This is a genomic window from Mesorhizobium sp. BR-1-1-10 (assembly GCF_020165595.1).
GTDB classification, from domain to species: domain Bacteria; phylum Pseudomonadota; class Alphaproteobacteria; order Rhizobiales; family Rhizobiaceae; genus Mesorhizobium; species Mesorhizobium australicum.
Window position 1 is genome coordinate 508,124 of record NZ_JAIUIL010000005.1, and the last position, 23,687, is coordinate 531,810.

20 protein-coding genes are annotated in these 23,687 nt (G+C 64.8%); 16 read left to right on the forward strand and 4 right to left on the reverse strand.

Features of this window, described 5'->3' with window-relative positions; translation table 11 throughout:
- Positions 1 to 6: 6 nt before the first annotated feature.
- Positions 7 to 2,793 carry an autotransporter outer membrane beta-barrel domain-containing protein gene (locus LB555_RS13990; protein ID WP_224683085.1) on the reverse strand — a complete coding sequence of 929 codons (2,787 nt, stop codon included), beginning with the start codon at positions 2,791 to 2,793 and terminating at the stop codon, positions 7 to 9.
- A gap of 226 nt (positions 2,794 to 3,019) precedes the next feature.
- Between LB555_RS13990 and LB555_RS13995 the strand changes: the two genes are divergently transcribed.
- Positions 3,020 to 4,345 (forward strand): tetratricopeptide repeat protein, encoded by a 1,326-nt coding sequence (locus LB555_RS13995; protein ID WP_224683086.1) that lies wholly within the window; start codon positions 3,020 to 3,022, stop codon positions 4,343 to 4,345.
- An 80-nt stretch (positions 4,346 to 4,425) separates the two neighbouring features.
- Positions 4,426 to 5,880: a xylulokinase gene (gene xylB, locus LB555_RS14000; RefSeq protein WP_224683087.1), complete on the forward strand. Its 1,455-nt coding sequence runs from the start codon at positions 4,426 to 4,428 to the stop codon at positions 5,878 to 5,880.
- A gap of 299 nt (positions 5,881 to 6,179) precedes the next feature.
- Here the strand turns inward: xylB and LB555_RS14005 are convergent, their stop codons facing one another.
- Positions 6,180 to 6,542 carry a nuclear transport factor 2 family protein gene (locus LB555_RS14005; protein ID WP_224683088.1) on the reverse strand — a complete coding sequence of 121 codons (363 nt, stop codon included), beginning with the start codon at positions 6,540 to 6,542 and terminating at the stop codon, positions 6,180 to 6,182.
- Between the two features lie 113 nt (positions 6,543 to 6,655).
- Between LB555_RS14005 and xylA the strand changes: the two genes are divergently transcribed.
- Positions 6,656 to 7,981 (forward strand): xylose isomerase, encoded by a 1,326-nt coding sequence (xylA, locus tag LB555_RS14010; RefSeq protein WP_140620573.1) that lies wholly within the window; start codon positions 6,656 to 6,658, stop codon positions 7,979 to 7,981.
- Between the two features lie 208 nt (positions 7,982 to 8,189).
- On the forward strand, positions 8,190 to 8,399 hold the full coding sequence (locus LB555_RS14015) for a hypothetical protein (RefSeq protein ID WP_015314600.1): 210 nt from the start codon (positions 8,190 to 8,192) through the stop codon (positions 8,397 to 8,399).
- Positions 8,400 to 8,410: 11 nt separating this feature from the next.
- On the opposite strand, the gene LB555_RS14020 is transcribed toward LB555_RS14015, so the two are convergent.
- Positions 8,411 to 9,388, reverse strand: a complete 978-nt coding sequence (locus LB555_RS14020) for a GlxA family transcriptional regulator (RefSeq protein ID WP_140875927.1) — start codon at positions 9,386 to 9,388, stop codon at positions 8,411 to 8,413.
- A gap of 79 nt (positions 9,389 to 9,467) precedes the next feature.
- On the opposite strand from LB555_RS14020, the gene LB555_RS14025 reads away from it, so the two are divergent.
- From LB555_RS14025 to LB555_RS14055, 7 genes are all read left to right on the forward strand, one after another.
- On the forward strand, positions 9,468 to 10,385 hold the full coding sequence (locus LB555_RS14025) for a 3-keto-5-aminohexanoate cleavage protein (RefSeq protein ID WP_023772124.1): 918 nt from the start codon (positions 9,468 to 9,470) through the stop codon (positions 10,383 to 10,385).
- A 22-nt stretch (positions 10,386 to 10,407) separates the two neighbouring features.
- Positions 10,408 to 11,037 (forward strand): HD domain-containing protein, encoded by a 630-nt coding sequence (locus tag LB555_RS14030; protein WP_140719360.1) that lies wholly within the window; start codon positions 10,408 to 10,410, stop codon positions 11,035 to 11,037.
- The gene (locus tag LB555_RS14035; protein WP_224584213.1) at positions 11,034 to 12,128 is read left to right on the forward strand and encodes a carnitine 3-dehydrogenase; all 1,095 of its coding nucleotides are present in this window, start codon (positions 11,034 to 11,036) and stop codon (positions 12,126 to 12,128) included. Before LB555_RS14030 ends, LB555_RS14035 begins: the two co-directional genes overlap by 4 nt.
- A gap of 4 nt (positions 12,129 to 12,132) precedes the next feature.
- Entirely contained in the window at positions 12,133 to 13,296 is a 1,164-nt protein-coding gene (locus tag LB555_RS14040) for an acyl-CoA dehydrogenase family protein (RefSeq protein ID WP_023772121.1), read from the forward strand.
- Positions 13,297 to 13,299: 3 nt separating this feature from the next.
- Positions 13,300 to 15,378 carry an acetate--CoA ligase family protein gene (locus LB555_RS14045; RefSeq protein WP_224683089.1) on the forward strand — a complete coding sequence of 693 codons (2,079 nt, stop codon included), beginning with the start codon at positions 13,300 to 13,302 and terminating at the stop codon, positions 15,376 to 15,378.
- Positions 15,371 to 16,153 carry a carnitinyl-CoA dehydratase gene (locus tag LB555_RS14050; protein ID WP_224683090.1) on the forward strand — a complete coding sequence of 261 codons (783 nt, stop codon included), beginning with the start codon at positions 15,371 to 15,373 and terminating at the stop codon, positions 16,151 to 16,153. The genes LB555_RS14045 and LB555_RS14050 overlap by 8 nt, the downstream gene beginning before the upstream one ends.
- A gap of 66 nt (positions 16,154 to 16,219) precedes the next feature.
- A complete protein-coding gene (locus LB555_RS14055; RefSeq protein WP_224683091.1) occupies positions 16,220 to 17,161 on the forward strand; it encodes an alpha/beta hydrolase in 942 nt (313 codons plus the stop codon).
- Between the two features lie 17 nt (positions 17,162 to 17,178).
- On the opposite strand, the gene LB555_RS14060 is transcribed toward LB555_RS14055, so the two are convergent.
- The gene (locus tag LB555_RS14060) at positions 17,179 to 17,880 is read right to left on the reverse strand and encodes a GntR family transcriptional regulator (protein ID WP_181171410.1); all 702 of its coding nucleotides are present in this window, start codon (positions 17,878 to 17,880) and stop codon (positions 17,179 to 17,181) included.
- Between the two features lie 215 nt (positions 17,881 to 18,095).
- On the opposite strand from LB555_RS14060, the gene LB555_RS14065 reads away from it, so the two are divergent.
- The 5 genes from LB555_RS14065 (at position 18,096) to ggt (ending at position 23,667) form a co-directional block, all read left to right on the forward strand.
- Positions 18,096 to 19,136 carry an ABC transporter substrate-binding protein gene (locus LB555_RS14065; protein WP_224683092.1) on the forward strand — a complete coding sequence of 347 codons (1,041 nt, stop codon included), beginning with the start codon at positions 18,096 to 18,098 and terminating at the stop codon, positions 19,134 to 19,136.
- Positions 19,137 to 19,209: 73 nt separating this feature from the next.
- Positions 19,210 to 20,295: an ABC transporter ATP-binding protein gene (locus tag LB555_RS14070; RefSeq protein WP_140620556.1), complete on the forward strand. Its 1,086-nt coding sequence runs from the start codon at positions 19,210 to 19,212 to the stop codon at positions 20,293 to 20,295.
- A complete protein-coding gene (locus tag LB555_RS14075) occupies positions 20,292 to 21,218 on the forward strand; it encodes an ABC transporter permease (RefSeq protein WP_140620554.1) in 927 nt (308 codons plus the stop codon). The genes LB555_RS14070 and LB555_RS14075 overlap by 4 nt, the downstream gene beginning before the upstream one ends.
- Positions 21,215 to 22,015, forward strand: a complete 801-nt coding sequence (locus LB555_RS14080) for an ABC transporter permease (RefSeq protein WP_140620552.1) — start codon at positions 21,215 to 21,217, stop codon at positions 22,013 to 22,015. Before LB555_RS14075 ends, LB555_RS14080 begins: the two co-directional genes overlap by 4 nt.
- Positions 22,016 to 22,080: 65 nt before the next feature.
- The gene (ggt, locus tag LB555_RS14085) at positions 22,081 to 23,667 is read left to right on the forward strand and encodes a gamma-glutamyltransferase (protein WP_224683093.1); all 1,587 of its coding nucleotides are present in this window, start codon (positions 22,081 to 22,083) and stop codon (positions 23,665 to 23,667) included.
- Positions 23,668 to 23,687 lie beyond the last annotated feature (20 nt).

The following is a 23,687-nucleotide window of genomic DNA, read 5'->3' on the forward strand; positions in this document are numbered from 1 at the left end:
AGGGCCTCACCATTTAACGCTGAAGCCCAGATTGCCCTCGAGGATGCGGCGTTTGTCGCCGCCGAGATTAGTGGTGTAGTCGCCGGTGGCGAAGATGCTGACCTTGTCGGTCACCTTGGCGACGATGCCGCCGCCGAACTCGAACGAGGTTGACCTGCCCTCTGTCGAGATGTCGGTGGTGTCGAAGCTGACACGATCGGTGCCGCCAAAATCATGCCAGATATTGGCCTTGAGGTAGGGCTGCAGCGCTATGCCATTGACAGCGGACTCGCCCTGCAGCCGAGCCCCGATCCGGCCGGTGACGCTGCCGTCGCTATCGAAGGAAACCGACGAGAAACGATCCTTGGCATCGTCGAGCGACAGATGCTGCCAGATCAGTTGCGCCTGCGGTTCGAGCGTCCAGCCCTGCGCCAGCGCAATGGGATAGCCGCCCTCCAGCGAGGCGGTGACACCTGTTCCGCCAATGTCGATGCCGACATTGCGCGACGACGTCGCGTCGCCGCCGAAGAAGGTGGCCATGAGGACGCCGTCGAGGTACCAGCCGCCTTGGCCGATGCGGGTCCAGTAACCGCCGACGCTGGTGCCGCTGACATCGATGCCGCCGACGGACATATCATTCTGCCCCAGCGCCTGGCCGCGCACATCGCCCTTCATGCTGGCATAGGCGACGAACAGGCCGGCGCGATCGATCCCGCCCGACGCGGTTTCGCGTCCGAAGACGTCGAAGCCCGCCTGCAGGCCGAACAAGGTGCCGTCGAAGGACGGCGACACCGTTCCCGACCAGCCCATCTTGGCGTCCTGGCCGTAGATGCGGCCCCAGACCGGCGACAGCTCCGTGTTCGACAACAGGCTCTGTTCGCCACGCCGCTCATGGAAGGTGCCAAGTGTCGTCATCGCCAGATGCTCGGCCACAGGCGGCACCGCGGAATAGACCGGCACCTCGACGCGATAGAGCAGGATTTCCTCCCCTGCCGCAGGCGTCGGAAGATCGGGCACGGCAGTCGGGACCGGCGGGGGCGGTGGCGGTGGATCAGCCGCCGGCGCCGGCGGCGGCGGTGGCGGTGGCACGGGCACCGGATCGCTAGCCTGCACCGGCGGCGTCGGATCGACCGGCGGAGTGTTGATGTCGCCCTCGGTCGGCGCCGGCACCGGCGGCAACGCGGATGGCGGCGGCGGAGGTTCGGCCTCGGGCGGCACCGGTTCCGGCGCGGGTGTTGGTTCTGCCGCCGGCGGCGCCGCGGCCGGCGATGTCGGGGTTATCAGCGACGAGCGCAGATACCAGTTCTCCGCGCTGCCTGCGGTGACGCCACCCTTGAACAGATAATATTCGAAGGCGCCTGCCGCGACCGGCACGTCGAGCGCGAAGGCGCTTGAGGTGGAGGTGGCGCCGTTGACCGCCTGGACGACCATGATGCCGTCCTGCATCGTTTCGGCCCCCGCGCCGCCGACATTGACCACCGCGATGCCGGTCGAGCCGGAAGCCGTGCCGCCCGAAAGCACCAGCCTGTCCGACGCCGACGAATCATCGCCGAGCTCGGTCTGGATGAGCAGCAGGCCGCCGAGCCCGGTGTAATTGCCCGAAATCATCAGCCGGTCCGTCGCGCCGGTACTGCCATTGGTCAGGTCGATGCGGCCTGCATTGACGACGTCCGCAAGCTGGCCCGACGTAAAGGCCTGGATCGATGCGTTGAAGCCGCCGCCATAGAGCGTGCTCGCGGCATCGACATTGAGCGATCCCGTGCCGGTGCCGCTGTCTCCAAGCACGAGATTGCCGTCCAGCGTGAGCTGGGTGTCGTTGGTGGCGTCGACGGTCTCCCAGTTCTGGATCCGGCTGATGCCGTCGAGCTTGACGTTATCGAAGGTCAGCGTATCGGTGCCGAGACCGCCATTCAGCGCGTCGGCGCCGCCCAGATTGGCTTTGGTCAGGTTGCTCAGCTTTGCCGTATCGTTGTCGCCGCCGAGGTCGACGGCGCCATAGATGATGCCGCCGCCATTCCACACGAAATTGTCCGCGCCGAAGCTCATCAGCACATCGCCGCCGACGGTGCCGCCCGTGATCGTCACGCTGTCGTTGCCGCCGCTGACGCTGATGTTGCCGCCGATCGTGCCGCCGGAGAGAATGATGGTGTCCTGGTCGAAGCCGGTGACCAGGTTGCGGTCGATGATGCCGCCCGACATGTTGAAATAGTTCTTGTCGAGCTTCATGTTGACGCGGCCGATGCGGCCGTCGGTGATCACGGCACGGTCGCCGTCGTCGAAGAAATCGACGATGCGCCCGCCGGTCATGGTGAAGGTGTCCAGCCCGTCGCCCTGGTTCAGCGAACCGACCTGGCCGCCGCTCATGTTGAAGTCGTCGATGCCGGCGCCCTGCTGGACATTGCCGGCGACGGTGCCGCCGCCGATGGTGAAGAAATCCGTGCCGTCGCCCTGATCGACCGTGCCGGTGATGGTGCCTGACTGCATGTTGATGCGGTCCGTGCCCGGGCCGAAGGTGACGTTACCGCTCACCTGGCCGGTGCCGCCGGCGGGAAAGTTCAGCGTGTTGTTGCCGATGGTGTCGTTGAGGCTGCCGCCCGAATCGCCACTATCGCAAGTGAAGACGTCATTGCCCGGAGACGGAACCAGCAGGCATGCCGCCAGGGCCGCGGAGTTCGGCAGCAACATAAGGGTCGTAGTTGCAAATAAGCTAATAAACCCAGCATTGATCCGCCTGGGCTTTCGCTGCAGCAAAGAAACAGCCCTGCCAATGTGCTCCGAACCGCTGTTCGGAACCTGTATTTCAAAATGCCGCATCGCGTCCCCTCTCAGATCGCGATTTCAAGCCCCTTACCCGCGCCGCAATCAAGCCACAATTCGTCCAGTTTTACAAAGCCTATTCTGTCTCCCATGGTTGATGAACTGCAAAAATGTCTGACATGCCGCGGCGCGACTCGTGAAATGGCGTAGCCGTGGCCTATGCTTTAAGATCACGCTGGACCGTGGGCATCATGCCCATCGGGCCTCGACCGGGGACTCTCGCATGGCCATCAGGGACGCATTTGGCCTGGCATTTTCGGGCGCGACGGAAGCTGGATTCGCGCCCTACGGCCAGGCCGTGCGCGAATTGCAGTGTTTCATTGGCGATCCCGTGAAATCCGTCGATCGCGCCATCGCGCAGGACCCCGGTTTTGTCATGGCGCATGTCTTCAAGGGCTACCTTTTCGGCCTTGCCACCGAACCGGAGGCGACGGCCGTGGCCAGGATCTGCCACGAGGCGGCGCTGCCGCTTGCCGCGACAACGCGTGAGCGGGCGCATGTCTCGGCCCTCGGCCACCTCGCCAACGGGCGCTGGCATCAGGCCTCCGGCATTCTGCGGGACATAGCGATCGATTTTCCGCTCGACGCCGTGGCGCTCCAGGTCGGACACCAGGTCGATTTCTTCACCGGCAACGCCCGCATGCTGCGCGACCGCATCGCCCGCGCCCTGCCGTCATGGCAGGCGGACATGCCGGGGTATCACGCCATTCTCGGCATGCAGGCCTTCGGGCTCGAAGAGATGGCTGAGTATGCGCAGGCCGAAAGGCTCGGCCGTACGGCGGTCGAGATCGAACCGCGCGATGGCTGGGCGCAACATGCGGTCGCGCATGTGATGGAGATGCAAAGCCGGCAAAGGGACGGCATCGCCTGGATGCGTACCGATCCCGAAGCCTGGACGAAGGAGAGCTTCCTCCAGGTCCACAATTGGTGGCACCTGGCGCTGTTCCACTACGATCTCGGCGAGACCGGCGAGGTGCTGGCGCTCTATGACGGGCCGATCTATGGCAGCAGATCGACGCTGGCGCTCAACATGGTCGATGCATCGGCGATCCTGTGGCGGCTTCATCTCGGCGGCGTCGATGTCGGCGACCGCTGGACGGCGCTGGCCGCCAATTGGGTGCCCAAGGCCGCTGCCTCCATCTACGCCTTCAACGACGCCCACGCGATGATGGCCTTTGTCGGCGCCGGGCTCGATGCTCCGGCCCGGACCTTGCTGGAGGCACAGCGCGAAGCGATGCGGGGCGGTGACGACAATGCCGCTTTCACGCGGGATGTCGGCCATCCCCTGACGCTTGCGATCAAGGCGTTCGGAGAGGGCAACTACGCCGAAACCATCCGACTGATCCGGCCGATCCGGACCATCGCCCATCGATTTGGCGGCAGCCACGCGCAGCGCAACGTCATCGATCTGACGCTGATAGAAGCCGCCCTGCGTGCCGGCGACGGTGCACTGGCCAGGGCGCTGACGACGGAGCGTTCGGCCGTACGCCCGGACAGTCCGCTGTCGGCGCTGTTTTCGAGACGTGCCGCCGATTTGTCAGAGAATTGACCCGGAGCGGATCTTGCCTTAAAAACTGGCTCAAACATATTTTTCGGGTTCCGAAAAAAATAAGAACGTGGGAGGAAACCATGTATCTCGGCCTCGACCTGGGCACATCGGGCGTCAAGGCGCTGCTGATCGATGCCGGACAGGGCGTCATCGGCTCCGGCCATGGCACGCTTGATGTTTCTCGCCCTCATCCGGGCTGGTCCGAGCAGGATCCCCTGCACTGGATACGCGCCTGCGAAGATGCGATCGCCGACCTGAAGGCGGCACATCCCGGGCAGTTCGCGGCAGTCAAGGGCATCGGCCTGTCGGGCCAGATGCATGGCGCGACCTTGCTCGATGCGGCCGATCAGGTGTTGCGCCCCTGCATCCTCTGGAACGATACGCGCAGCCATGTCGAGGCGGCGGCACTGGACGCCGATCCGCGCTTCCGCGCGCTCACCGGCAACATCGTCTTTCCCGGCTTCACCGCGCCCAAGCTCGCCTGGGTGAAGAACAACGAACCCGCTGTCTTCGCCAAGGTGGCAAGGGTGCTTTTGCCCAAGGATTTCCTGCGGCTCTGGCTGACCGGCGACTACATGTCGGAAATGTCGGATTCGGCCGGCACATCCTGGCTCGATGTCGGCAAGCGGCGCTGGTCTTCCGAGTTGCTCGCTGCGACCTCGCTTGAGGAAAAGCAGATGCCGTCGCTGGTCGAGGGCACGGAAAAAGCCGGCGCCCTGCGCGCCGAACTCGCGTCGCGGTGGGGCATCGCGGCCGGCACTCCGGTGGCTGGCGGGGCCGGCGACAATGCGGCTTCCGCCTGCGGCATGGGCACGGTCGGCGCCGGCCACGCTTTTGTCTCGCTCGGCACATCGGGTGTGCTGTTTGCCGCCAACGCCGCCTATCTGCCCAACCCGGCCAGCGCGGTGCACACCTTCTGCCATGCGCTGCCCAACACCTGGCACCAGATGGGCGTCATCCTGTCGGCAACCGATTCGCTCAACTGGCTGTCGGAGATCACGGGCAAGGGCGCGGGCGAACTGACATCGGAACTCGGCGAGACGCTGAAGGCGCCGACCGGCGTATCCTTCCTGCCCTATCTCTCGGGCGAGCGGACGCCACACAATGATTCCGCCATTCGCGGTTCGTTCACAGGCCTGGCGCATGAATCGGGCCGCGCAGTGCTGACACAGGCAGTGCTCGAAGGCGTCGCCTTTGCCTTCCGCGACAGCCTGGAGGCATTGAAAACCGCCGGCACGACCTTGACGCGCGTGACCGCGATCGGCGGCGGCTCGCGCTCGCGCTACTGGCTGAAGGCGATCGCCACCGCGCTGCAATTGCCGGTGGATATTCCGGCTGATGGCGATTTCGGCGCTGCGTTTGGAGCGGCCAGACTTGGCCTGATCGCCGCGACCGGCGCCGATCCGCTGGCCGTGTGCTCCGCGCCGAGGACAGATGCCACGATCGAGCCGGATGCAGCTCTTGGCGGCGCCTTCGCCGATGCCTATCACCGCTACCGCGCGCTCTATCCGGCGATCAAGGCCGTAACCGCGTGAGTTGGCGCTTGTCCCATTCCTTTCGTCCGGGCGCTGGCGCTGCCCCTCACCTGCCTGCCGGCATCCTCTCCCCGTATAGAGACGGGGAGAGGGGCGCTGTCATTGCTGGTTTCGCCAATCACCAACGTCGCAGGAAAGGCGTCGAGATTGCCGCCGGCCCCCTTCTCCCCGTCACTATACGGGGAGAAGTGCCCGGCAGGGCGATGAGGGGCGGCGCCGACTTCGCCAATCGGTCCCCTCTACAGATTGGACAAGCAACTACTGTAAGCGTGGGAGCCACTCAACTTGCCAGCAAGACCTCACTGCGCCGGCACCTTGTCGAGGAAGCCGGTGACGCTCTTCAGGCGGCCGTTCTCGATGATGCCGATGTCGGTGCCTTCGATGACGGAAGCAGTGCCCTCGGGCCCGAGATTCCAGGAGAAGCGGATCTTGTCGGCAAAGCCGTCCGGCGTGCCCTTCAGCGAGAAGCGGAAGCCGGCAAAGCGCTGCTGGACGCCGCCGATCAGCGCCGCGACGCCTTCATGGCCGTCGCCCTGCATGAGCGGATCACGATAGCTGACGTCCTCGGTGAAGACAGCCTTGAGCAAGGCCGCCCGGCGGTCGGCATCGCTTTCGTTCCAGGCGGTGATGTAGTTCAGGGCGATCGCGTTGAGGTCGGTCATGGTCTGTCTCCTTCGTTTGACGGTTTTGACAGGACCGTTTTCGACCAGCGCCGGCGTGAAACCAATTACGCCTGAGGTAATCGGGCAAACCTATCTTGGAGAGGAAGAGAACCATGAGCAGCGGCTTTTTCGGCGATATCCAGACAATCAAATATGAAGGACCGGATTCGACCAATCCGCTGGCCTACCGTTTCTACAATCCCGACGAAGTGGTGGCCGGCAAGCGGCTGGAAGACCATCTGCGCTTTGCCGTCGCCTACTGGCATTCCTTCGCCTGGCCGGGCGGCGACCCGTTCGGCGGCCAGACCTTCGACCGTCCCTGGTTCCCCAAGGCTGGCGGCGTCGACACGATGGAATTGGCGAAGCTGAAGGCGGATGTCGCCTTCGAGATGTTCTCGCTGCTCGGCGCTCCCTATTTCTGCTTTCACGACGCCGATGTACGGCCCGAGGGCAAGGATTTTTCCGAAAGTGCGGCCCGCCTCGATGAGATCGCCGATTATTTCGCCGGCAAGATGAAGCAGACCGGCGTCAAGCTTTTGTGGGGCACGGCGAACCTGTTCTCCAACCGCCGCTTCATGTCGGGCGCGGCGACCAATCCCGATCCGGATGTGTTCGCCTACGCGGCGGCGACGGTAAAGAGGTGCATCGACGTCACCAAGCGGCTGAAGGGCGAGAATTACGTGCTGTGGGGCGGGCGCGAGGGTTATGAGACGCTGCTCAACACCGACCTTGCCCGCGAGCAGGAACAGGCTGGCCGTTTCCTGAACCTCGTCGTCGACTACAAGCACAAGATCGGCTTCAAGGGCACGATCCTGATCGAGCCGAAGCCGCAGGAGCCGACAAAACACCAGTATGACTACGACGTCGCGACCGTCTACGGCTTCCTCAAGCGCTTCGGCCTGGAGAAGGAGGTCAAGCTCAACATCGAGCAGGGCCACGCCATCCTGGCAGGCCACTCCTTCGAGCACGAACTGGCGCTGGCCAATGCACTCGGCGTCTTCGGCTCGATCGACATGAACCGCAACGACTACCAGTCGGGCTGGGACACCGACCAGTTCCCCAACAACGTGCCGGAAATGGCGCTGGCATATTACCAGGTGCTCCAGGCCGGCGGTTTCAAGACCGGCGGCACCAATTTCGACGCCAAGCTGCGCCGCCAGTCGCTCGACCCGCAGGACCTGCTGATCGGCCATATCGGCGGCATGGATTCCTGCGCGCGCGGCCTCAAGGCGGCAGCGAAGATGGTAGAGGACAAGGCGCTGTCGGGTCCGCTCGCCGAGCGCTATGCCGGCTGGAACAGCGCCGAGGCCAAGGCGATGCTGTCAGGCAAGCGGACGCTGGAAGAGATCGCCGAGCGCGTGGTGAAGAAGAAGATCGAGCCGCAACCGCGCTCCGGCCGCCAGGAACTGCTCGAAAACATCGTCAACCGCTACGTCTGACGCTGCCTGACCGTCGGCAATCCAAGCCGGCGCACTATGCGATTCGAAAGCTTGGCGCGCGGAAACTTTCTGCGCGCCATGCTGAAATCGACGACAAGGTTTTGCCCCTTGCCGCCTCTCAATGACCTCGCTCTTGCCTTCAAACTGCCGTCACGAATCTCGTATAGGTATGGCTCGTGGCGGGAGAGGAAGAAGGAGGCGAACCGATATGCAGAACGAACGTGAAATCGACGCCCTGCTCTCACCTGGCGAGGCCGGATCGATCATCGACCGGCTGATGGCAATGCCGCATCCCAGGGATGGCGCGCGCCGGTCCAACGAATGGGATCGTGCTGTTGCCAGCCGTTTCGAGACCCATCTGGCCAGACAGATGCGCTCGCAGATCGATGGCGGCAGCGACCGGCAAAACGCCGCCTGAGCCGCCTGGATTCAACCTCGGCGAAGCCTGACAGGGGCTTCGCCAAAAGCCCTTGAAAATGCTCTCGAAAAGGCCGCAGCAGACGAGAACCCCGTCCGCCCGGCGATATCCGCCATGGCGATCCGCGTGTCGACAACGAGCCGGCGCGCGGCGCCCAGGCGCAGCCTGAGATAGTAGGCGCCCGGCGTCTCGCCGATCGACTTGCGAAAGATGCTTTCCAGGGTGCGCGCCGTCACCCCGGCGCGCTTGGCCACCGCGTCGATGGTCAGCGGCTGGTCGACATGCGCTTCCATCAAGCGGATCGCTTGCGCCAGCCGCGGATCGTAGCCGTCGAGCCGGCCGAGCGAGACCAGCGGCTGGGCATCAGTCGCGGCACGCGCCTGGTCGTAGATGAAGACGCTGGCGACATCGAGCGCCACCGCCATGCCGAGCCGCGTGCGAATCAAGTGCAGCATCAGGTCGAAGGTCGGCGAGGCGCCGCCCGAGGTGAACACCGGCCCGTCGATGACATAGCGGTCCGGCCGGACATCGACGCCGGGAAAAGCCGACGAAAAATCCTCCATGTCTTCCCAATGGGTGGTGGCGCTGCGGCCCTCCAGCAGGCCGGCGCGCGCCACCAGCCAGGTGCCGGCCTCGACGCCGCCGCACGCGCGGGCCGCCCGCGCCGCCCTCCGCAAGCCTGAAAGCAGAGCCGACGTCGCGTAATTCTGGGTGCCAAAACCGGCGACGACGACGAGAACGTCGGTCGTCTCCTTGGCGTCGAAACGGCCGCTGACCGCCACCGGCAGGCCGCAGGTGGTAACCGGCGCCTCGCCTGTCACCGAGACCAGCTTGAAATCGAACAGGGTTTCGCCGGAAATGCGATTGGCGGCCCGCAGCGGGTCGACGGCGGAGGCGACGCACATGATCGAGGAGCCGGAAAACACCAGGAACGTTACCTTGAGGGTCTCACGTTCGGCGCGAAAGACAGATTTTTCGCTTTTGATCATGTGGCCTTCGTAAAACGCAAAGCAGCTTTGATCAAGTCGAGCGATGGTAGTGGCTGTTTCGAATGGGAGGAGAGTTTCGATGCCGCTCGCGATGAACCGTGAGGTTTTCATTACCTGTGCCGTGACCGGGTCCGGCGGCTCGCAGGATCGCTCACCCCACGTACCGCGCTCGCCCAAGCAGATCGCCGATTCGGCGATCGACGCGGCCAAGGCCGGCGCTGCCATCGTCCATTGCCATGTGCGCGACCCCGAAACCGGCAAGCCCAGGCGCGACGTGCATCTCTACCGCGAGGTGACCGAGCGCATCCGCGCGGCGGATGTCGACGTCATCCTGAACCTCACCGCCGGTATGGGCGGAGACATGGTGTTCGGCTCGCCCGAAGCGCCGCTGCCGCTCAACGAAAAAGGCACCGACATGGGCGGCGCCACCAACCGCATGGAACATGTGCGCCAGTGCCTGCCGGAAATCTGCACGCTCGACTGCGGCACCATGAATTTCGCCGAGGCCGACTATGTCATGACCAACACGCCCGGCATGCTGCGCGCCATGGGCGGCATGATGACGGCGCTCGGCGTCAAGCCGGAAATCGAGGCCTTCGACACCGGACATCTCTGGTTCGCCAAGCAACTGGTCGAGGAAAAGGTGCTCGACCCGGACGCGCTGGTGCAGCTCTGCATGGGCGTGCCGTGGGGGGCGCCCGACGATCTCAATACCTTCATGGCGATGGTCAACAACGTGCCGTCGACATGGAACTGGTCGGCTTTCGCCATCGGCCGCAACCAGATGGCCTACGCCGCTGCCGCCGTGCTCGCCGGCGGCAATGTCCGCGTCGGCCTCGAGGACAATCTGTGGCTCGACAAGGGCGTGCTGGCGACCAATGCGCAATTGGTCGAGCGTGCCGCCTCGATCGTCACCAATCTCGGCGCCCGGATCCTGGGGCCGGAAGAAGTGCGCAAGAAGCTCAACCTGACCAAGCGAGCGCCGATCGCGGCATAAATTATTCGCAGGGAGGGTCGATATGGCTACTGTAAAATTCACCGCCATGAAGGACGGCGACAGGCAAGACTACGAGTTCCTGACCGCGCACGAGATCGACTACGCGGCCAGGACCGGCGAGCGGCTGCTCGACGCGCTGGTGCAGCTCGACGAAGGCCTGTCCGGCTACAAGATCACGCGGCTGGGTCATTCGCTGCAGGCGGCGACGCGGGCCTGGCGCGACGGCGCCGACACCGACTGGATAGCCTGTGCGCTTCTGCACGACATCGGCGACATCTACGCGCCCTACAATCACGACGAATACGCCGCTTCGATCCTGAAACCTTTCGTGCGCGAGCAATGCACCTGGGTGGTGGAGAAGCATGGCGACTTCCAGCGCCTCTATTACGCCCACCATCTCGGCGGCAATCGCCATGCGCGCGACCGCTTCGCCGGTCATGCCTATTTCGACGATTGCGACCAGTTTTGCGAACGCTGGGACCAGTCGAGCTTCGACCCTGACTATGAGACACTGCCGATCGACTTCTTCCGGCCGTTCGTGCTCGAAGTCTTCGCCCGCAAAGCCTACGACCCCTCGGTCATCCGCGCCGGCGAGCGCGTGCCTCTCGCCGATCCCGAAACCGCCAGGACAAGAACCGGAGCCTCTCAATGAGCATCATCAACAAGGCGGCCGCCATCGGCGGCGGGGTCATCGGCGCCGGCTGGGTGGCGCGGCTCCTGCTCAACGGCATCGACGTGTCGATCTTCGATCCCGATCCCGAAGCTTCGCGCAAGGTCTCGGAAGTGATGAAGGGCGCGCGCCGCGCCTATAGGCAGATGGTGCCGGGCGGCCTGCCCAAAGAGGGCAAGCTGACCTTCGCCAAGACGATCGCCGAGGCGGTCGCGGATGCCGACTTCGTCCAGGAAAGCGTGCCGGAACGGCTCGACCTAAAGCACAAGGTGCTGGCCGAGATCGACACCCACGCGCCGGCCAACGCCATCGTCGGCTCCTCGACCTCGGGCATCAAGCCGACCGACATGCAGGTGGCGATGAAGAGGCACCCGGAACGGCTGGTCGTCGGCCATCCGTTCAACCCGGTCTATCTGCTGCCGCTGGTCGAGATCGTCGGCGGCGACCAGACCTTCCCCGAAGCCATCGAAGTCGCCAAGGAGATCTATGCCTCGATCGGCATGAAGCCGGTCGTCATCCGCAAGGAGATCGAGGCTTTCGTCGGCGACCGCCTGCTCGAAGCCGCCTGGCGCGAGGCACTGTGGCTGATCAAGGACGGGATCTGCACGGTCGAGGAACTCGACGACATCATGCGCTACGGCTTCGGCCTGCGCTGGGCGCAGATGGGCATGTTCCAGGTCTATCGCGTTGCCGGCGGCGAGGCCGGCATGCGCCACTTCATGGCGCAGTTCGGGCCCTGCCTGAAATGGCCGTGGACCAAACTGATGGACGTGCCGGAGTTCAACGACGAACTGGTCGACCTGATCGCCACCCAGTCTGACGACCAGGCGCACGGCCTGTCGATCCGCGAACTGGAAAAGATCCGCGACGACAATCTGGTCGCGATCATGGATGCGCTGTCGAAGCAGAACAAGGGCAAGGGCTGGGGCGCCGGCGCGCTGCACAAGGATTACACAAGACAGCTCGCCAAGCTGGCGGCGAAGAAGCCCGTGGCCTCAAAGGCAGCGGAAAGGGCCAGGGCCGCCAAGCCAGTGAAGAAAGCCGAAAAGCCGAAGAAAAAGAAGAAGGGCTGAGACCATGGATTTCGGTCTTTCGGAAGAGCAGAAACTCATTGTCGAGACGACGCGCGCCTTCGTCGAGAATGAGCTTTATCCGCACGAGCGCGAGGTCGAGCGCACTGGCGTGCTGCGCCGCGAGCTGATCGAGGAGATCAAGGCGAAGGCGATCGAGGCGGGCCTCTATGCCGCTAACATGCCTGCCGATGTCGGCGGCGCGGGGCTCGATACGGTGACCTGGCTGCTCTACGAGAAGGAACTGGGCCGCGCCAATTACGCACTGCATTGGACCTGCGTGGCGCGCCCCTCCAACATCCTGCTCGCCGGCACGCCGGAGCAGCGCGAAAAATATCTTTTCCCCTGCATCCGCGGCGAGAAATGGGACTGCCTGGCGATGACCGAGCCGGGCGCCGGCTCCGACCTGCGCGGCATGAAGGCGACCGCCGTGCAGGACGGCGACGACTGGGTGCTGAACGGCACCAAGCATTTTATCTCCCACGCCGATCTCGCCGATTTCGCCATCGTCTTCATGGCCTCGGGCGAAGAGGATTCACCGCGCGGAAAGCGCAAGAAGATCACCGCCTTCTTCGTCGACAAGGGCACCAAGGGATTCACGGTGCGCGACGGCTATCGCAATGTCTCGCATCGCGGCTACACCAACGCCATCCTCGAATTCGACGATTGCCGCCTGCCGGCATCCCAGGTTCTGGGCGAGGTGCACAAGGGCTTCGACGTCGCCAATTCCTGGCTCGGCGCCACGCGGCTGCAGGTCGGCGCCACCTGCCTCGGCCGTGCCGAGCGAGCGCTCGGCCATGCGGTCGAATATGCCGCGCAGCGCCAGCAGTTCGGCCAGCAGATCGGCAAGTTCCAGGGCGTGTCGTTCAAGCTCGCCGACATGGCGACGGAACTCAAGGCCGCCGACCTGATGGTGTTCGAAGCCGGCTGGAAGTACGATCAGGGAACCGTCACCGACCAGGACATGGCCATGGCCAAGCTGAAGGCCACCGAAATGCTCGCCTTCGTTGCCGACGAGGCCATCCAGATCCATGGTGGCATGGGGCTGATGGACGATCTGCCGCTGGAGCGCATCTGGCGCGACGCCCGCGTCGAACGCATCTGGGAAGGCACGTCGGAGATTCAGCGACATATTATTTCGCGGGCGCTGCTGCGCCCGTTCGGGGCTTGATCGATGCATAAACTCGAACGCCTCCTGCGCCCCAAATCGATCGCCGTGTTCGGCGGCGTGCAGGCCGCCGCCGTCGTGGCGCAATCGATCAAGATGGGCTTTGCCGGCGAGATCTGGCCGGTGCACCCAACCAAGGACGAAGTGGCCGGACGCAAGGCCTACCGATCCGTCGCCGATTTGCCCGGCGCGCCGGACGCCGCCTTTGTCGGCGTCAACCGGCACCTCACCATCGAGGTGGTCAAGGCGCTGGCCGAACGCGGCGCCGGCGGCGCCGTCTGCTTTGCCGCCGGCTTCCTCGAAACCGAGGCCTATGACGAGGACGGCGAGCGGCTGCAGGCCGAACTGGTGGCCGCCGCCGGCCAGATGCCGATCATCGGACCGAACTGCTACGGCCTGATCAACTATGCCGACGGCGCGCTTTTGTGGCCAGACCAGCATGGCGGCATCAGGTTGGAAGAGGGCGGCAAGGGTGTCGCCATCATCACCCAGTCGTCCAACATCGCCATCAACATGACGATGCAGAAGCGCGGCCTACCGATCGCCTTCCTGATGACCGCAGGCAACCAGGCGCAGACCGGCCTGTCCGAAATGGCGCTCGGCCTGATCGAGGACGAGCGCGTCACCTCGCTTGGCCTGCACATCGAGGCGTTCGATTCGGTAGCCGGCTTCGAGCGCCTGGCGGCAAGGGCACGTGAGCTCAAGAAGCCGATCATCGCCATGAAGGTCGGCCGCTCCGAACAGGCGCGGCAGGCAACCGTCTCGCACACCGCTTCGCTTGCCGGCTCGGACGCTGCTTCCGGCGCCTTCCTGAAGCGGCTTGGCATCGCTCGCGTCGATTCCATCCCCTCCTTCATCGAGGCGCTGAAGCTGCTGCACATCACCGGACCGCTGCCTGGCTATACCTTGTCGTCGATGAGCTGTTCGGGCGGCGAGGCATCGGTCATGGCCGACAGCGCCGAAGGCCGATGGGTCAACTTCCCGGTCCTGAACGACACCCATCGCGCCCATGTCAAATCGACGCTCGGGCCGCTGGTCGCGGTGGCCAATCCCCTGGACTATCACACCTTCATCTGGAACAACGAGCCGGCGATGACCGCCACCTTCACCGCCATGGTGTCGGGCGGCTTCGACCTCAACATGCTGGTGCTCGACTTCCCGCGTCCCGATCGCTGCTCGGTGACCGACTGGTGGGCGACGCTGCGCGCTTTCGAATCGGCGCTGAAGACCAACAAGGCGCGTGGCGCCATCGTCTCCTCGCTGCCGGAGAACCTGCCGGAAGAATACACCGCCGAGCTGATGGCGCGCGGCATGGTGCCGCTTTTCGGCATTTCCGAAGCGATGGACGCCGCCCAGGCGGCGGCCTTCATCGGCTGGGCCTGGCGCGAGCCGCAGGCGCAGCCGGTGGATACATCGGCGTCCGGTGCTGCCGGTGGCGATCATGTTACGCCCGACGAGGCGCAAGCCAAGGCGCGGCTGATCAAGGCCGGGCTTCCAGTGCCAAAAGGCGAACGCGCGGGCAATGCGGTCGAAGCGGTGATCTCGTCCATGGCGCTCGGCTTTCCCGTCGCCCTGAAGGCGCTTGGCGTCACCCACAAGTCCGAGGTCGGCGCCGTCAGGCTGAACCTCAAGGACGCCGAATCGGTCAGCACCGCGGCGCATGACCTGTTGCCGCTCGGCACCGGGCTCTATGTCGAGCGCATGGTGCGCGACGGCGTCGCCGAACTGATCGTCGGCTTCACCCGCGACCCGATGTTCGGCGCCGTGATGACGCTGGGCACCGGCGGCGTGCTGGTCGAATTGCTGCGCGACAGCGTCACGCTGATGCTGCCGGCAACGCGCGACGACATCGAGGCCGCACTGCGCGGCCTGAAACTGTTCCCGCTGCTCGAAGGCTATCGCGGTCGGCCGAAGGCCGATCTCGCGGCCGCCATCGACGCCATCGCGGGCATTGCCGGCTTCGTGCAGGAGAATGCCGGCGAGATCGAGGAACTCGACATCAATCCGCTGATCGTCTGCTCCGAAGGCAAGGGCGCCTGGATCGCCGATGCATTGCTGGTGCTGGGAGAAAACAAGAATGTCTGACGTCATTTCGACCCGCCGCGAAGGCTTGATCCTCGAGGTCACGCTCGACCGCCCCAAGGCCAATGCCATCGATCTGAAAACATCGCGGCTGATGGGCGAAACCTTCAAGGCGTTCCGCGACGATCCCGACCTGCGCGTCGCCATCGTCAAGACCGCCGGCGACAAGTTCTTCAGCGCCGGCTGGGACCTCAAGGCCGCCGCGAGCGGCGACGCGGTCGACGGCGACTATGGCGTCGGCGGTTTCGCCGGTCTGCAGGAACTGCGCGACCTGAACAAGCCGGTCATCGCCTGCGTCAACGGCATGGCGGTGGGCGGCGGCTTCGAGCTGGCGCTGTCCTGCGATCTCATCTACGCCTCCGACCACTCCTCCTTCGCGCTGCCCGAAATCCGCGCCGGCACGCTGGCCGACGCGGCGACGATCAAGCTTCCGAAGCGCATCCCCTATCATGTCGCCATGGACCTTTTGCTCACCGGCCGCTGGATGGATGTCGCCGAGGCGCATCGCTGGGGCCTGGTCAACGAGGTGCTGCCCAAGGAGAAGCTCGAGGACCGCGTCTGGGAGATCGCCCGGCTGCTCGCCGGCGGCCCGCCGCTGGTGTTCGCAGCGATCAAGGAGACCGCGCGGGTGGCGGAATCGCTGACCTTCCAGGAGGCGATGAACAAGGTGACGCGCCGGCAACTGCCGACGGTCGATGCGCTCTATGGGTCGGAGGACGGCATGGAAGGTTTCCGCGCCTTCGCCGAAAAGCGCGAACCGGTATGGAAGGGGAGATAGCTCGCCGACGATGATGTTCCGTCACACCCCCCTCTGGCCTCAACCTCCACATTCGGTCCAAGCAGCATGACCGACTACAGCAAACTCATCGACGCCGAGACCTGGGCCTTCATCGAGCGGACGAATTCCTATTATCCGCCCGACACGATCGATTACACGATCGCGCAGCAGCGCGAGATCTACGATCGCATGTGCCGCGAGTTCTTTGCCGGCTATCCGCAAGGCGTGACGGCCGAGACGACCGCTATTGCCGGGCCGGCATGCGATGTCCCGATGCGCATCTACCGCAACGCAAAGCCGGACCATGCCGCCATGGTGCTCTACCTCCATGGCGGGGGCTTCATCCTCGGCGGGCTGGACAGCCATGACGACGTCTGCGCCGAGCTTTGCGGCCGCACCGGTTATGAGGTGGTCTCGGTCGACTACCGGCTGGCGCCGGAGCATCTGCATCCGGCCGCTTTCGACGATGCGATGAGCGCCTTCGAATGGGCCGCCGGGACCTACGACCGCCCGGTCTTGCTGTGCGGTGACAGCGCCGGCGGCAATCTTTGCGCCGCCGTTGCGCACGCGACACGTGGCCACGCGAAAAAGCCGATCGGCCAGGTGCTGATCTATCCCGGTCTCGGCGGCGATCGCGCGCGCGGCTCCTATGTGACGCATGCCGAAGCGCCGATGCTGACGGTGCGCGACCTTGAATTCTACAAATACGTCCGTACCGGCGGCGTGGACCAGACCGGTGACATCACGCTGTATCCGCTGGCCGATGCCGATTTCGCCAATCTGCCGCAGACCGTGCTGATTACCGCCCAGTGCGACCCGCTGTCATCCGATGGCGAGGCTTATCGCGACCGCATCGTCGCGGCAGGCGGGCGCGCCGCCTGGTTCGAGGAGCCCGGCCTGGTGCACGGCTATCTCAGGGCCCGGCATGCCGTTGGCCGCGCCCGCGCGAGCTTCACCCGGATCGTCGACGCGGTGGCCACGCTCGGAAAGGGCGGCTTAACCTGGTAGGACGAGTAGTTGTCCGCTCAGGACGCCTTGGCCAGGAAGCTCTGATAATCCGATTTCGCCTGCAGCAGGCGCAGCACGTTCTCGCGCGAACCGCGCACATGCGCGCGGGCCAGGGCGCCGGCGCGGCTGACATCGTTTGCGCAGATCGCCTCGACGATCTCGGCGTGTTCGTCGCGGGCGATCTTCCATTCATCGAGCCACAAGAGTTCGGTCCAGACATAGTGCTGGCACTTGTCGAGGATGCCGCACAGCATGCCATGCAGCATGACATTGCCGCTGATCTCGGCAATGACGCGGTGGAGATCGATGCCGACCTCCAGCTCCTGGAATTTTTCCCGCGTCGTGCGGTCGGGAATGGCGGCCAGCCGCTCGCATTCGGCCAGCATGGCGCGCAGCCGCGCCTTGTCCTTCTCGGTCGCGGCGGCCGCCGCCAATTCCGTCGCATGACCGTCGAGCAGTTCGCGGATGGCGAAGGCCTCGCGGAACATGTTGATGTCGAACTCGGTGACGGCATAGCCCTGGCGCGGCCGGCCGGTGACCAGCCCGTCGCGCTCCAGGCGATTGAAGGCTTCGCGCACGGGGGTGCGGCTGACATTGAGTTTCGCCGCGATGTCGCTTTCGGTGACGCGTGAACCCGGCGGAATCTGGCCGGTCACGATCATCGCCTTGAGCGCGGAATAGACCGAGTCGCGCAGCGTGTTTTTTGGTTCCTTGGCCAAGTTCCGTTTCCAGTTCTCCGGCCGCTTTAGCCGGACATCGCCTCGTTTGTAGTCGCAGTCGGCGTAATTTGCCACGCCCCGCGGCGTCGTCCCTACCGCCCAACCGATCGCGCCCGCCGCAGTTGACAACACCGATCTCTCGGCTACATTCTAAATTGTATACAAAATCGCATGCCAAATCAAAAACAAACGGGAACACCGGTCGGAGAACCGAAATGAACAGGACCACCAGCTTTAGAACTCTAGCGACAGCCGGGCTCATTGCCTCCGTGGCAGTGCCCGCCGTCGCCGCCGACACGATCACCGTCGCCTCATGGGGCGGCACCTATCAGGAGGCCCAGACCAAGGCCTTCTTCAAGCCGACCGCCGATGCGCTCGGCATCACCATCAAGGAAGACACGACCAACGGCCTCGATGACGTGCGCCTGCAGGTGACCGGCAATGCGGTAAAATGGGACATCACCGAACTCGGCGCCGACGAATGCGCGCGCGGCTCGAAGGAGGGGCTGTTCGAAAAGCTGGATTACGGCATCATCGACAAGAGCGGCATCAACCCCAGGCTGGTGCATGACGATTGGGTCGGCATTTCCTACACGTCCGTCGTGCTGATCTATCGGACCGATGTCTTCGGCGACAAGGGCCCGAAGACATGGGCCGACTTCTGGAACGTGGAAAAGTTTCCGGGACGGCGCGCGCTGAGCAGCAGCCAGGCGACGGAGACGCTGAGCGTCGCAGCGCTCGCCTCCGGCCTGCCGATCGACAAGGTCTATCCCGTCGACATCGACGGCGCGCTGAAATCGGTCGACAAGATCCGCGGCCATGTCGATGCCTGGTGGACCTCCGGCGCCCAGGCCATGCAACTGGTGAAGGATGGCGAAGTCGACATGGCGAGCATCTGGAACGGCCGCGCCGGCACTTTGAAGAAGGAAGGCGCGCCGGTCAGCTTCTCCTTCGACCAGGGCGTGCTCACCGCCGATTGCATGGTCATCCCCAAGGGCGCCAAGAACAAGGACGCGGCGATGAAGGCGCTGGCCATGTTCGTCAGCCCGCAACTGCAGGCCAACCTGCCGCTCTATGTCGACAATGGGCCGGTGAACGAGAAGGCCTTCGAGACCGGCAAGATCCCGCCGGAGCGGATCAAGGACATCAACTCGGCGCCCGAAAACGTCAAGAAGCAGGTGTTGCAGGATGCCGAATTCTGGCGCGACAACCTCGTCGAGGCGACGGAAAAGTTCAACAACCTGATCCAGCAATAGCCGGAATCCTGACATTGCGGGACGGCACCAGCGCCGCCCCGCTGCTTCAGTCTCTGCCTCGGAGATAACGATCTTGTCCATTGCACCATCCGCGCTGCCGATCGGCATGCGCGCGATCGAGAAACGATTTGGCAGCGTGCCGGTGCTGCGCGACCTGAACCTCGATGTCGAGGCCGGCGAGTTCCTGACGCTGCTTGGGCCTTCGGGCTCGGGGAAGACGACGCTGCTGATGATCCTGGCCGGTTTCGTGCGAGCCAATGGCGGATCGATCAAGGTCGGCGGCGACGAGATCATCACCACGCCGCCGCACCGGCGCAATATCGGCATGGTGTTCCAGAACTATGCGCTGTTTCCGCATATGAACGTCTTCCACAACATCGCCTTTCCGCTGAAGCAGCGCGGCGTCGGTGTGACAGAGACAGCGCAGCGGGTGGAGAAGGCGCTGGAGTTGGTGAAGCTGCATGGCCTGGGCGAGCGCCGGGTGGACCAGCTTTCCGGCGGCCAGCGCCAGCGCGTGGCCCTGGCGCGCGCCATCGTCTTCGAGCCGCGCATCGTCTTGATGGACGAACCGCTGTCGGCGCTCGACAAGGGCCTGCGCGAGCATATGCAGATCGAATTGCGTGCGCTTCATCGCCGTCTCGGCATGACCACGGTCTATGTCACGCACGACCAGCGCGAAGCCATCACCATGTCGGACCGTATCGCGGTGATGAACGGTGGCCGCATCGAACAGCTCGACAGGCCCGAAACGCTTTATGCCGCGCCGAAGACGCAATTCGTAGCCGGCTTCATCGGCGAATCGAACTTCATCCCGGTCGAAAGCCGCAATGGCTCGGTCTGGTATGAGGACAGGCTGATCCAGACCGGCGCACCGACGCCGCCGGCCGGTCCGCATCTGATGGTGGTGCGACCGGAGAAGCTGCGGCTGGTCACGGCATCCGACCCGTCGACCGGCGTCAATGTGCTCGATGCGACGGTCAGCGACATCATCTACCAGGGCGACAGTTTTGTCTGCTATGCCAGCCTGCGCGACGGCCGCCAGCTGACGCTGCGCGACTATTGCCGCAGCGACGTGCTGGCAAGGCTGCCGGCGCCGGGCCAGCCGATCACGCTCGGCCTCGATGCGAAGGACACGATCCTGGTGGCGGCCGAGGGATGAGCGCGCAGTCCGCCTTCGTGACGGAGACCGCCCGCCCGGCAGGGCAGGACCTGAACGCGCAGGCCCTGCGCGCCGATGCGCGGCGCGAGTCATTGCGGCTGCTGGCGCTGCTGGCGCCGAGCCTGTTCCTTGTCTGCGCGATCATCATCGTGCCGATCGGCTGGCTGTTCTGGCTGTCGCTGTTCGACGAGACCGGCGCCTTGAGCGCCGCCAACTATGCGCGTTTCTTCGAGCAGGCCTCCTACATCAGGACCTTCATCACCACCTTCGAGGTCGCCTTCATCGTCACCGGCGCCTGCGTGCTAACAGGCTATCCCCTGGCCTACATGTTGTCGCAGCTGCCGCGCCGGGCCGCATCGATCTGCCTGATCTTCGTCATCCTGCCGTTCTGGACGTCGGTGCTGGTGCGCACCTATGCCTGGCTGGTGATCCTGCAGCGCAAGGGCCTGATCAACAGCTGGCTCATCGATCTCGGCGTGATCAGCCAGCCGCTGTCGCTGGCCAACAATTTTTCGGGCGTCGTCATCGGCATGACGCACATATTGCTGCCGTTTCTGGTTTTGCCGCTCTATGCCTCGATGAAGACGATCGACACCGACTGCCTGCGCGCCGGCATGAACCTCGGCGCCGGCCCGGCCGCCACCTTCCGGCAGATCTTCTTTCCGCTGTCGGTGCCGGGCCTCGCCTCCGGCGTGGTCATCGTCTTCGTGCTGTGCCTCGGTTTCTTCGTGACGCCGGCGCTGATGGGTGGCGGCAAGGTGGTGATGTGGGCGATGCGCATGGAACAGACCACCAGCCTCTATTCCAACTGGGGCGCCGGTGCGGCACTCGGCGTGGTGCTGCTGGTGGTCACGCTGGCGCTTCTCGGCCTGTTCCAGTGGCTGCTCGGCGCGCGCGCCACCGGCGTATGGAGTTCGCGATGAGTGAAGATATCGGATTGCCGATCTCGCATCGGCAACGGCTGTGGCTCTACGCCTTCGGCGGCCTCGTGCTGTTGTTCCTGATCGCGCCGTCGGTCATCATCGTCATCATGTCGTTCTCGGATTCGACGCTGCTGCAGTTCCCGCCGCGGCAATGGTCGCTGCGCTGGTATGAAAGCTATTTCCAGTCGCTGGAATGGCGCGACGCCACCATCGTGTCGGTGAAGGTCGCGGTCATGACCGCGCTGGTGGCGACGCCGCTCGGCACTGCCGCCGCCTATGCTATCAACCGGGGCACGCTGCGCTTCAACGGCACCATCAACGCGCTGCTGACGGCGTCGCTGATCATCCCGGTGATCCTGGTCGGCATCGGCACCTTCTTCCTCTATGCGCGCATCGGCCTCAACAACACGCTGATCGGCCTGGTCATCGCGCATACGGTGCAGGCGCTGCCGCTGGTGGTGCTGACGGTGCTGTCGGGCCTGCGCTCCTACGACATGAACCAGGAGCGGGTGGCGCGCAGCCTGGGTGCGGGGCGCATCGCCGCCTTCTGGCAAGTGACGATGCCGCAGATCCGCTTCTCGATCGTCTCGGGTGCGCTGTTTGCCTTCATCACCTCCTTCGACGAAGTTGTCGTCTCGCTGTTCATCTCGGGCGGGGAGACCACGACACTGACACGCCGCATGTTCAACGCGCTGCGCGACCAGATCGACCCGACCATCGCCGCCATCTCGACCTGCCTGATCGCGCTGTCTGTCCTGCTGTTATCGCTGGCGCAGATCTTCGGCCGCCGGCATTGATTTCATCGGACCCATTCGCTTCAAGTGCCCATTTTCTTCAAGACACCGGGGGATACCCAGACCAGATGCGTGATTTCCAGTTTCCCGGCCGCTCGCCGGTTCGTGCCACGGAAGCGATTGCCGCGACATCGCATCCGCTCTCGACGCTTGCGGCCATCGAGATACTGCGCGCCGGCGGCAATGCCATGGATGCCGCCATCTGCGCCGCCGCCGTGCAGGGCGTGGTCGAGCCGCAATCGACGGGGATAGGCGGCGATTGCTTTGTCCTCTACTGCCCCAAGGGGCAAAGCGAAGTGCTGGCTTTCAACGGCTCGGGGCGTGCGCCGGCGGCCGCGACCGTCGACTGGTATCGCGACAAGGGTTTTAGCGAGCTTCCCAAACAGGGGCCGCATGCGGTGACCGTGCCGGGCGCCATCGACGCCTGGTGCCGGCTGCTGGAGGACCATGGCAGCAAGGGCTTGGCCGAGGTGCTGGCGCCGGCGATCCACTACGCCGAGAACGGCTATGTCGTGCACGACCGCGTCGCCTTCGACTGGGCCGAACCCGAAACCGATCTTTCCGCCGACGAGCATGCCGCGCGCATCTTCCTGCCGGGCGGCATGGCGCCGAAGGCCGGCGACGTGCACAGGCAGCCGGAGCTGGCCGCGACCTTGCGGGTGATCGCCAAACAGGGCCGCGCCGGGTTCTACGAAGGCGCGGTCGCCGACGACATGGTGCGCCGGCTCAAGGAGCTGGGCGGGCTGCACACGGCGGACGATTTCGCCGCGACCAGGGGCGACTATGTGGCGCCGGTGAGCGTCAGCTATGGCGGCCACGAGATCCACCAGATGCCGCCGAACAACCAGGGGCTGACGGCGCTTTTGATGCTGAACGTGCTGTCGGGCTTCAAGCTCGGTGGGCTCGACCCTAACGGCGCCGAGCGCCTGCACCTGGAGATCGAGGCCGGGCGGCTGGCCTATCGCGACCGCGACCGTTTCGTCGGCGACCAGGACCATGTCCCGGTGCCGGTGAGGCAGCTTCTCTCGGCCGCCTATGCCGACCGGCTGCGCGCCGAGATCGACCGCGAGCGCGCCATGACCCATTTGCCCGACGTGCAGCTGCCGGGCAGCGACACGGTCTATATCTCGATCGTCGACCGCGACCGCAGCGCGGTCTCCTTCATCAACTCGACCTATTATTCGTTCGGCAGCGGCGTCGTCGGTCCCAAGACCGGCGTCGTGCTGCAGAACCGCGGCTCGAGCTTCCGCCTCGATCCGGCCCACCCCAACGCCATCGCGCCCAGCAAGCGGCCGATGCACACGATCATGCCCGGCATGGCGACCAAAAACGGCCGCGTGGTGATGCCGTTCGGCGTCATGGGCGGCGGCTACCAGCCCTTCGGCCATGTCCATCTGCTGACCAACATGATCGATTTCGGCATGGACCCGCAGCAAGCGCTCGACGCGCCGCGCGTGTTCTACAATGACGGTATGGTGGAGGCGGAGCGCAACGTGCCCGCCGAGGCGGTCGAAGGCCTGCGGCGGCGCGGCCACGCCATCACCGAGCCGCACCATCCGCTCGGCGGCGGCCAGGCGGTGCTGATCGACTGGGAAAAGGGAACGCTGACGGGGGCATCCGATCCGCGCAAGGACGGGATGGCGCTGGGGTATTGAGGAACTACCGGGCGCGGGCG

Excerpts from the sequence above, each read along its gene's own strand:
- LB555_RS13995 (WP_224683086.1), top strand. The coding sequence starts at position 3,020 with ATGGCCATCAGGGACGCATTTGGCCTGGCATTTTCGGGCGCGACGGAA.
- LB555_RS14020 (WP_140875927.1), bottom strand. The coding sequence starts at position 9,388 with ATGATCAAAAGCGAAAAATCTGTCTTTCGCGCCGAACGTGAGACCCTC.
- LB555_RS14080 (WP_140620552.1), top strand. The coding sequence starts at position 21,215 with ATGAGTGAAGATATCGGATTGCCGATCTCGCATCGGCAACGGCTGTGG.
- LB555_RS14025 (WP_023772124.1), top strand. The coding sequence starts at position 9,468 with ATGCCGCTCGCGATGAACCGTGAGGTTTTCATTACCTGTGCCGTGACC.
- LB555_RS14045 (WP_224683089.1), top strand. The coding sequence starts at position 13,300 with ATGCATAAACTCGAACGCCTCCTGCGCCCCAAATCGATCGCCGTGTTC.
- LB555_RS14035 (WP_224584213.1), top strand. The coding sequence starts at position 11,034 with ATGAGCATCATCAACAAGGCGGCCGCCATCGGCGGCGGGGTCATCGGC.
- LB555_RS14075 (WP_140620554.1), top strand. The coding sequence starts at position 20,292 with ATGAGCGCGCAGTCCGCCTTCGTGACGGAGACCGCCCGCCCGGCAGGG.
- LB555_RS14055 (WP_224683091.1), top strand. The coding sequence starts at position 16,220 with ATGACCGACTACAGCAAACTCATCGACGCCGAGACCTGGGCCTTCATC.
- LB555_RS13990 (WP_224683085.1), bottom strand. The coding sequence starts at position 2,793 with ATGCGGCATTTTGAAATACAGGTTCCGAACAGCGGTTCGGAGCACATT.
- LB555_RS14040 (WP_023772121.1), top strand. The coding sequence starts at position 12,133 with ATGGATTTCGGTCTTTCGGAAGAGCAGAAACTCATTGTCGAGACGACG.
- xylA (WP_140620573.1), top strand. The coding sequence starts at position 6,656 with ATGAGCAGCGGCTTTTTCGGCGATATCCAGACAATCAAATATGAAGGA.
- LB555_RS14030 (WP_140719360.1), top strand. The coding sequence starts at position 10,408 with ATGGCTACTGTAAAATTCACCGCCATGAAGGACGGCGACAGGCAAGAC.
- LB555_RS14065 (WP_224683092.1), top strand. The coding sequence starts at position 18,096 with ATGAACAGGACCACCAGCTTTAGAACTCTAGCGACAGCCGGGCTCATT.
- LB555_RS14050 (WP_224683090.1), top strand. The coding sequence starts at position 15,371 with ATGTCTGACGTCATTTCGACCCGCCGCGAAGGCTTGATCCTCGAGGTC.
- ggt (WP_224683093.1), top strand. The coding sequence starts at position 22,081 with ATGCGTGATTTCCAGTTTCCCGGCCGCTCGCCGGTTCGTGCCACGGAA.
- LB555_RS14015 (WP_015314600.1), top strand. The coding sequence starts at position 8,190 with ATGCAGAACGAACGTGAAATCGACGCCCTGCTCTCACCTGGCGAGGCC.
- xylB (WP_224683087.1), top strand. The coding sequence starts at position 4,426 with ATGTATCTCGGCCTCGACCTGGGCACATCGGGCGTCAAGGCGCTGCTG.
- LB555_RS14005 (WP_224683088.1), bottom strand. The coding sequence starts at position 6,542 with ATGACCGACCTCAACGCGATCGCCCTGAACTACATCACCGCCTGGAAC.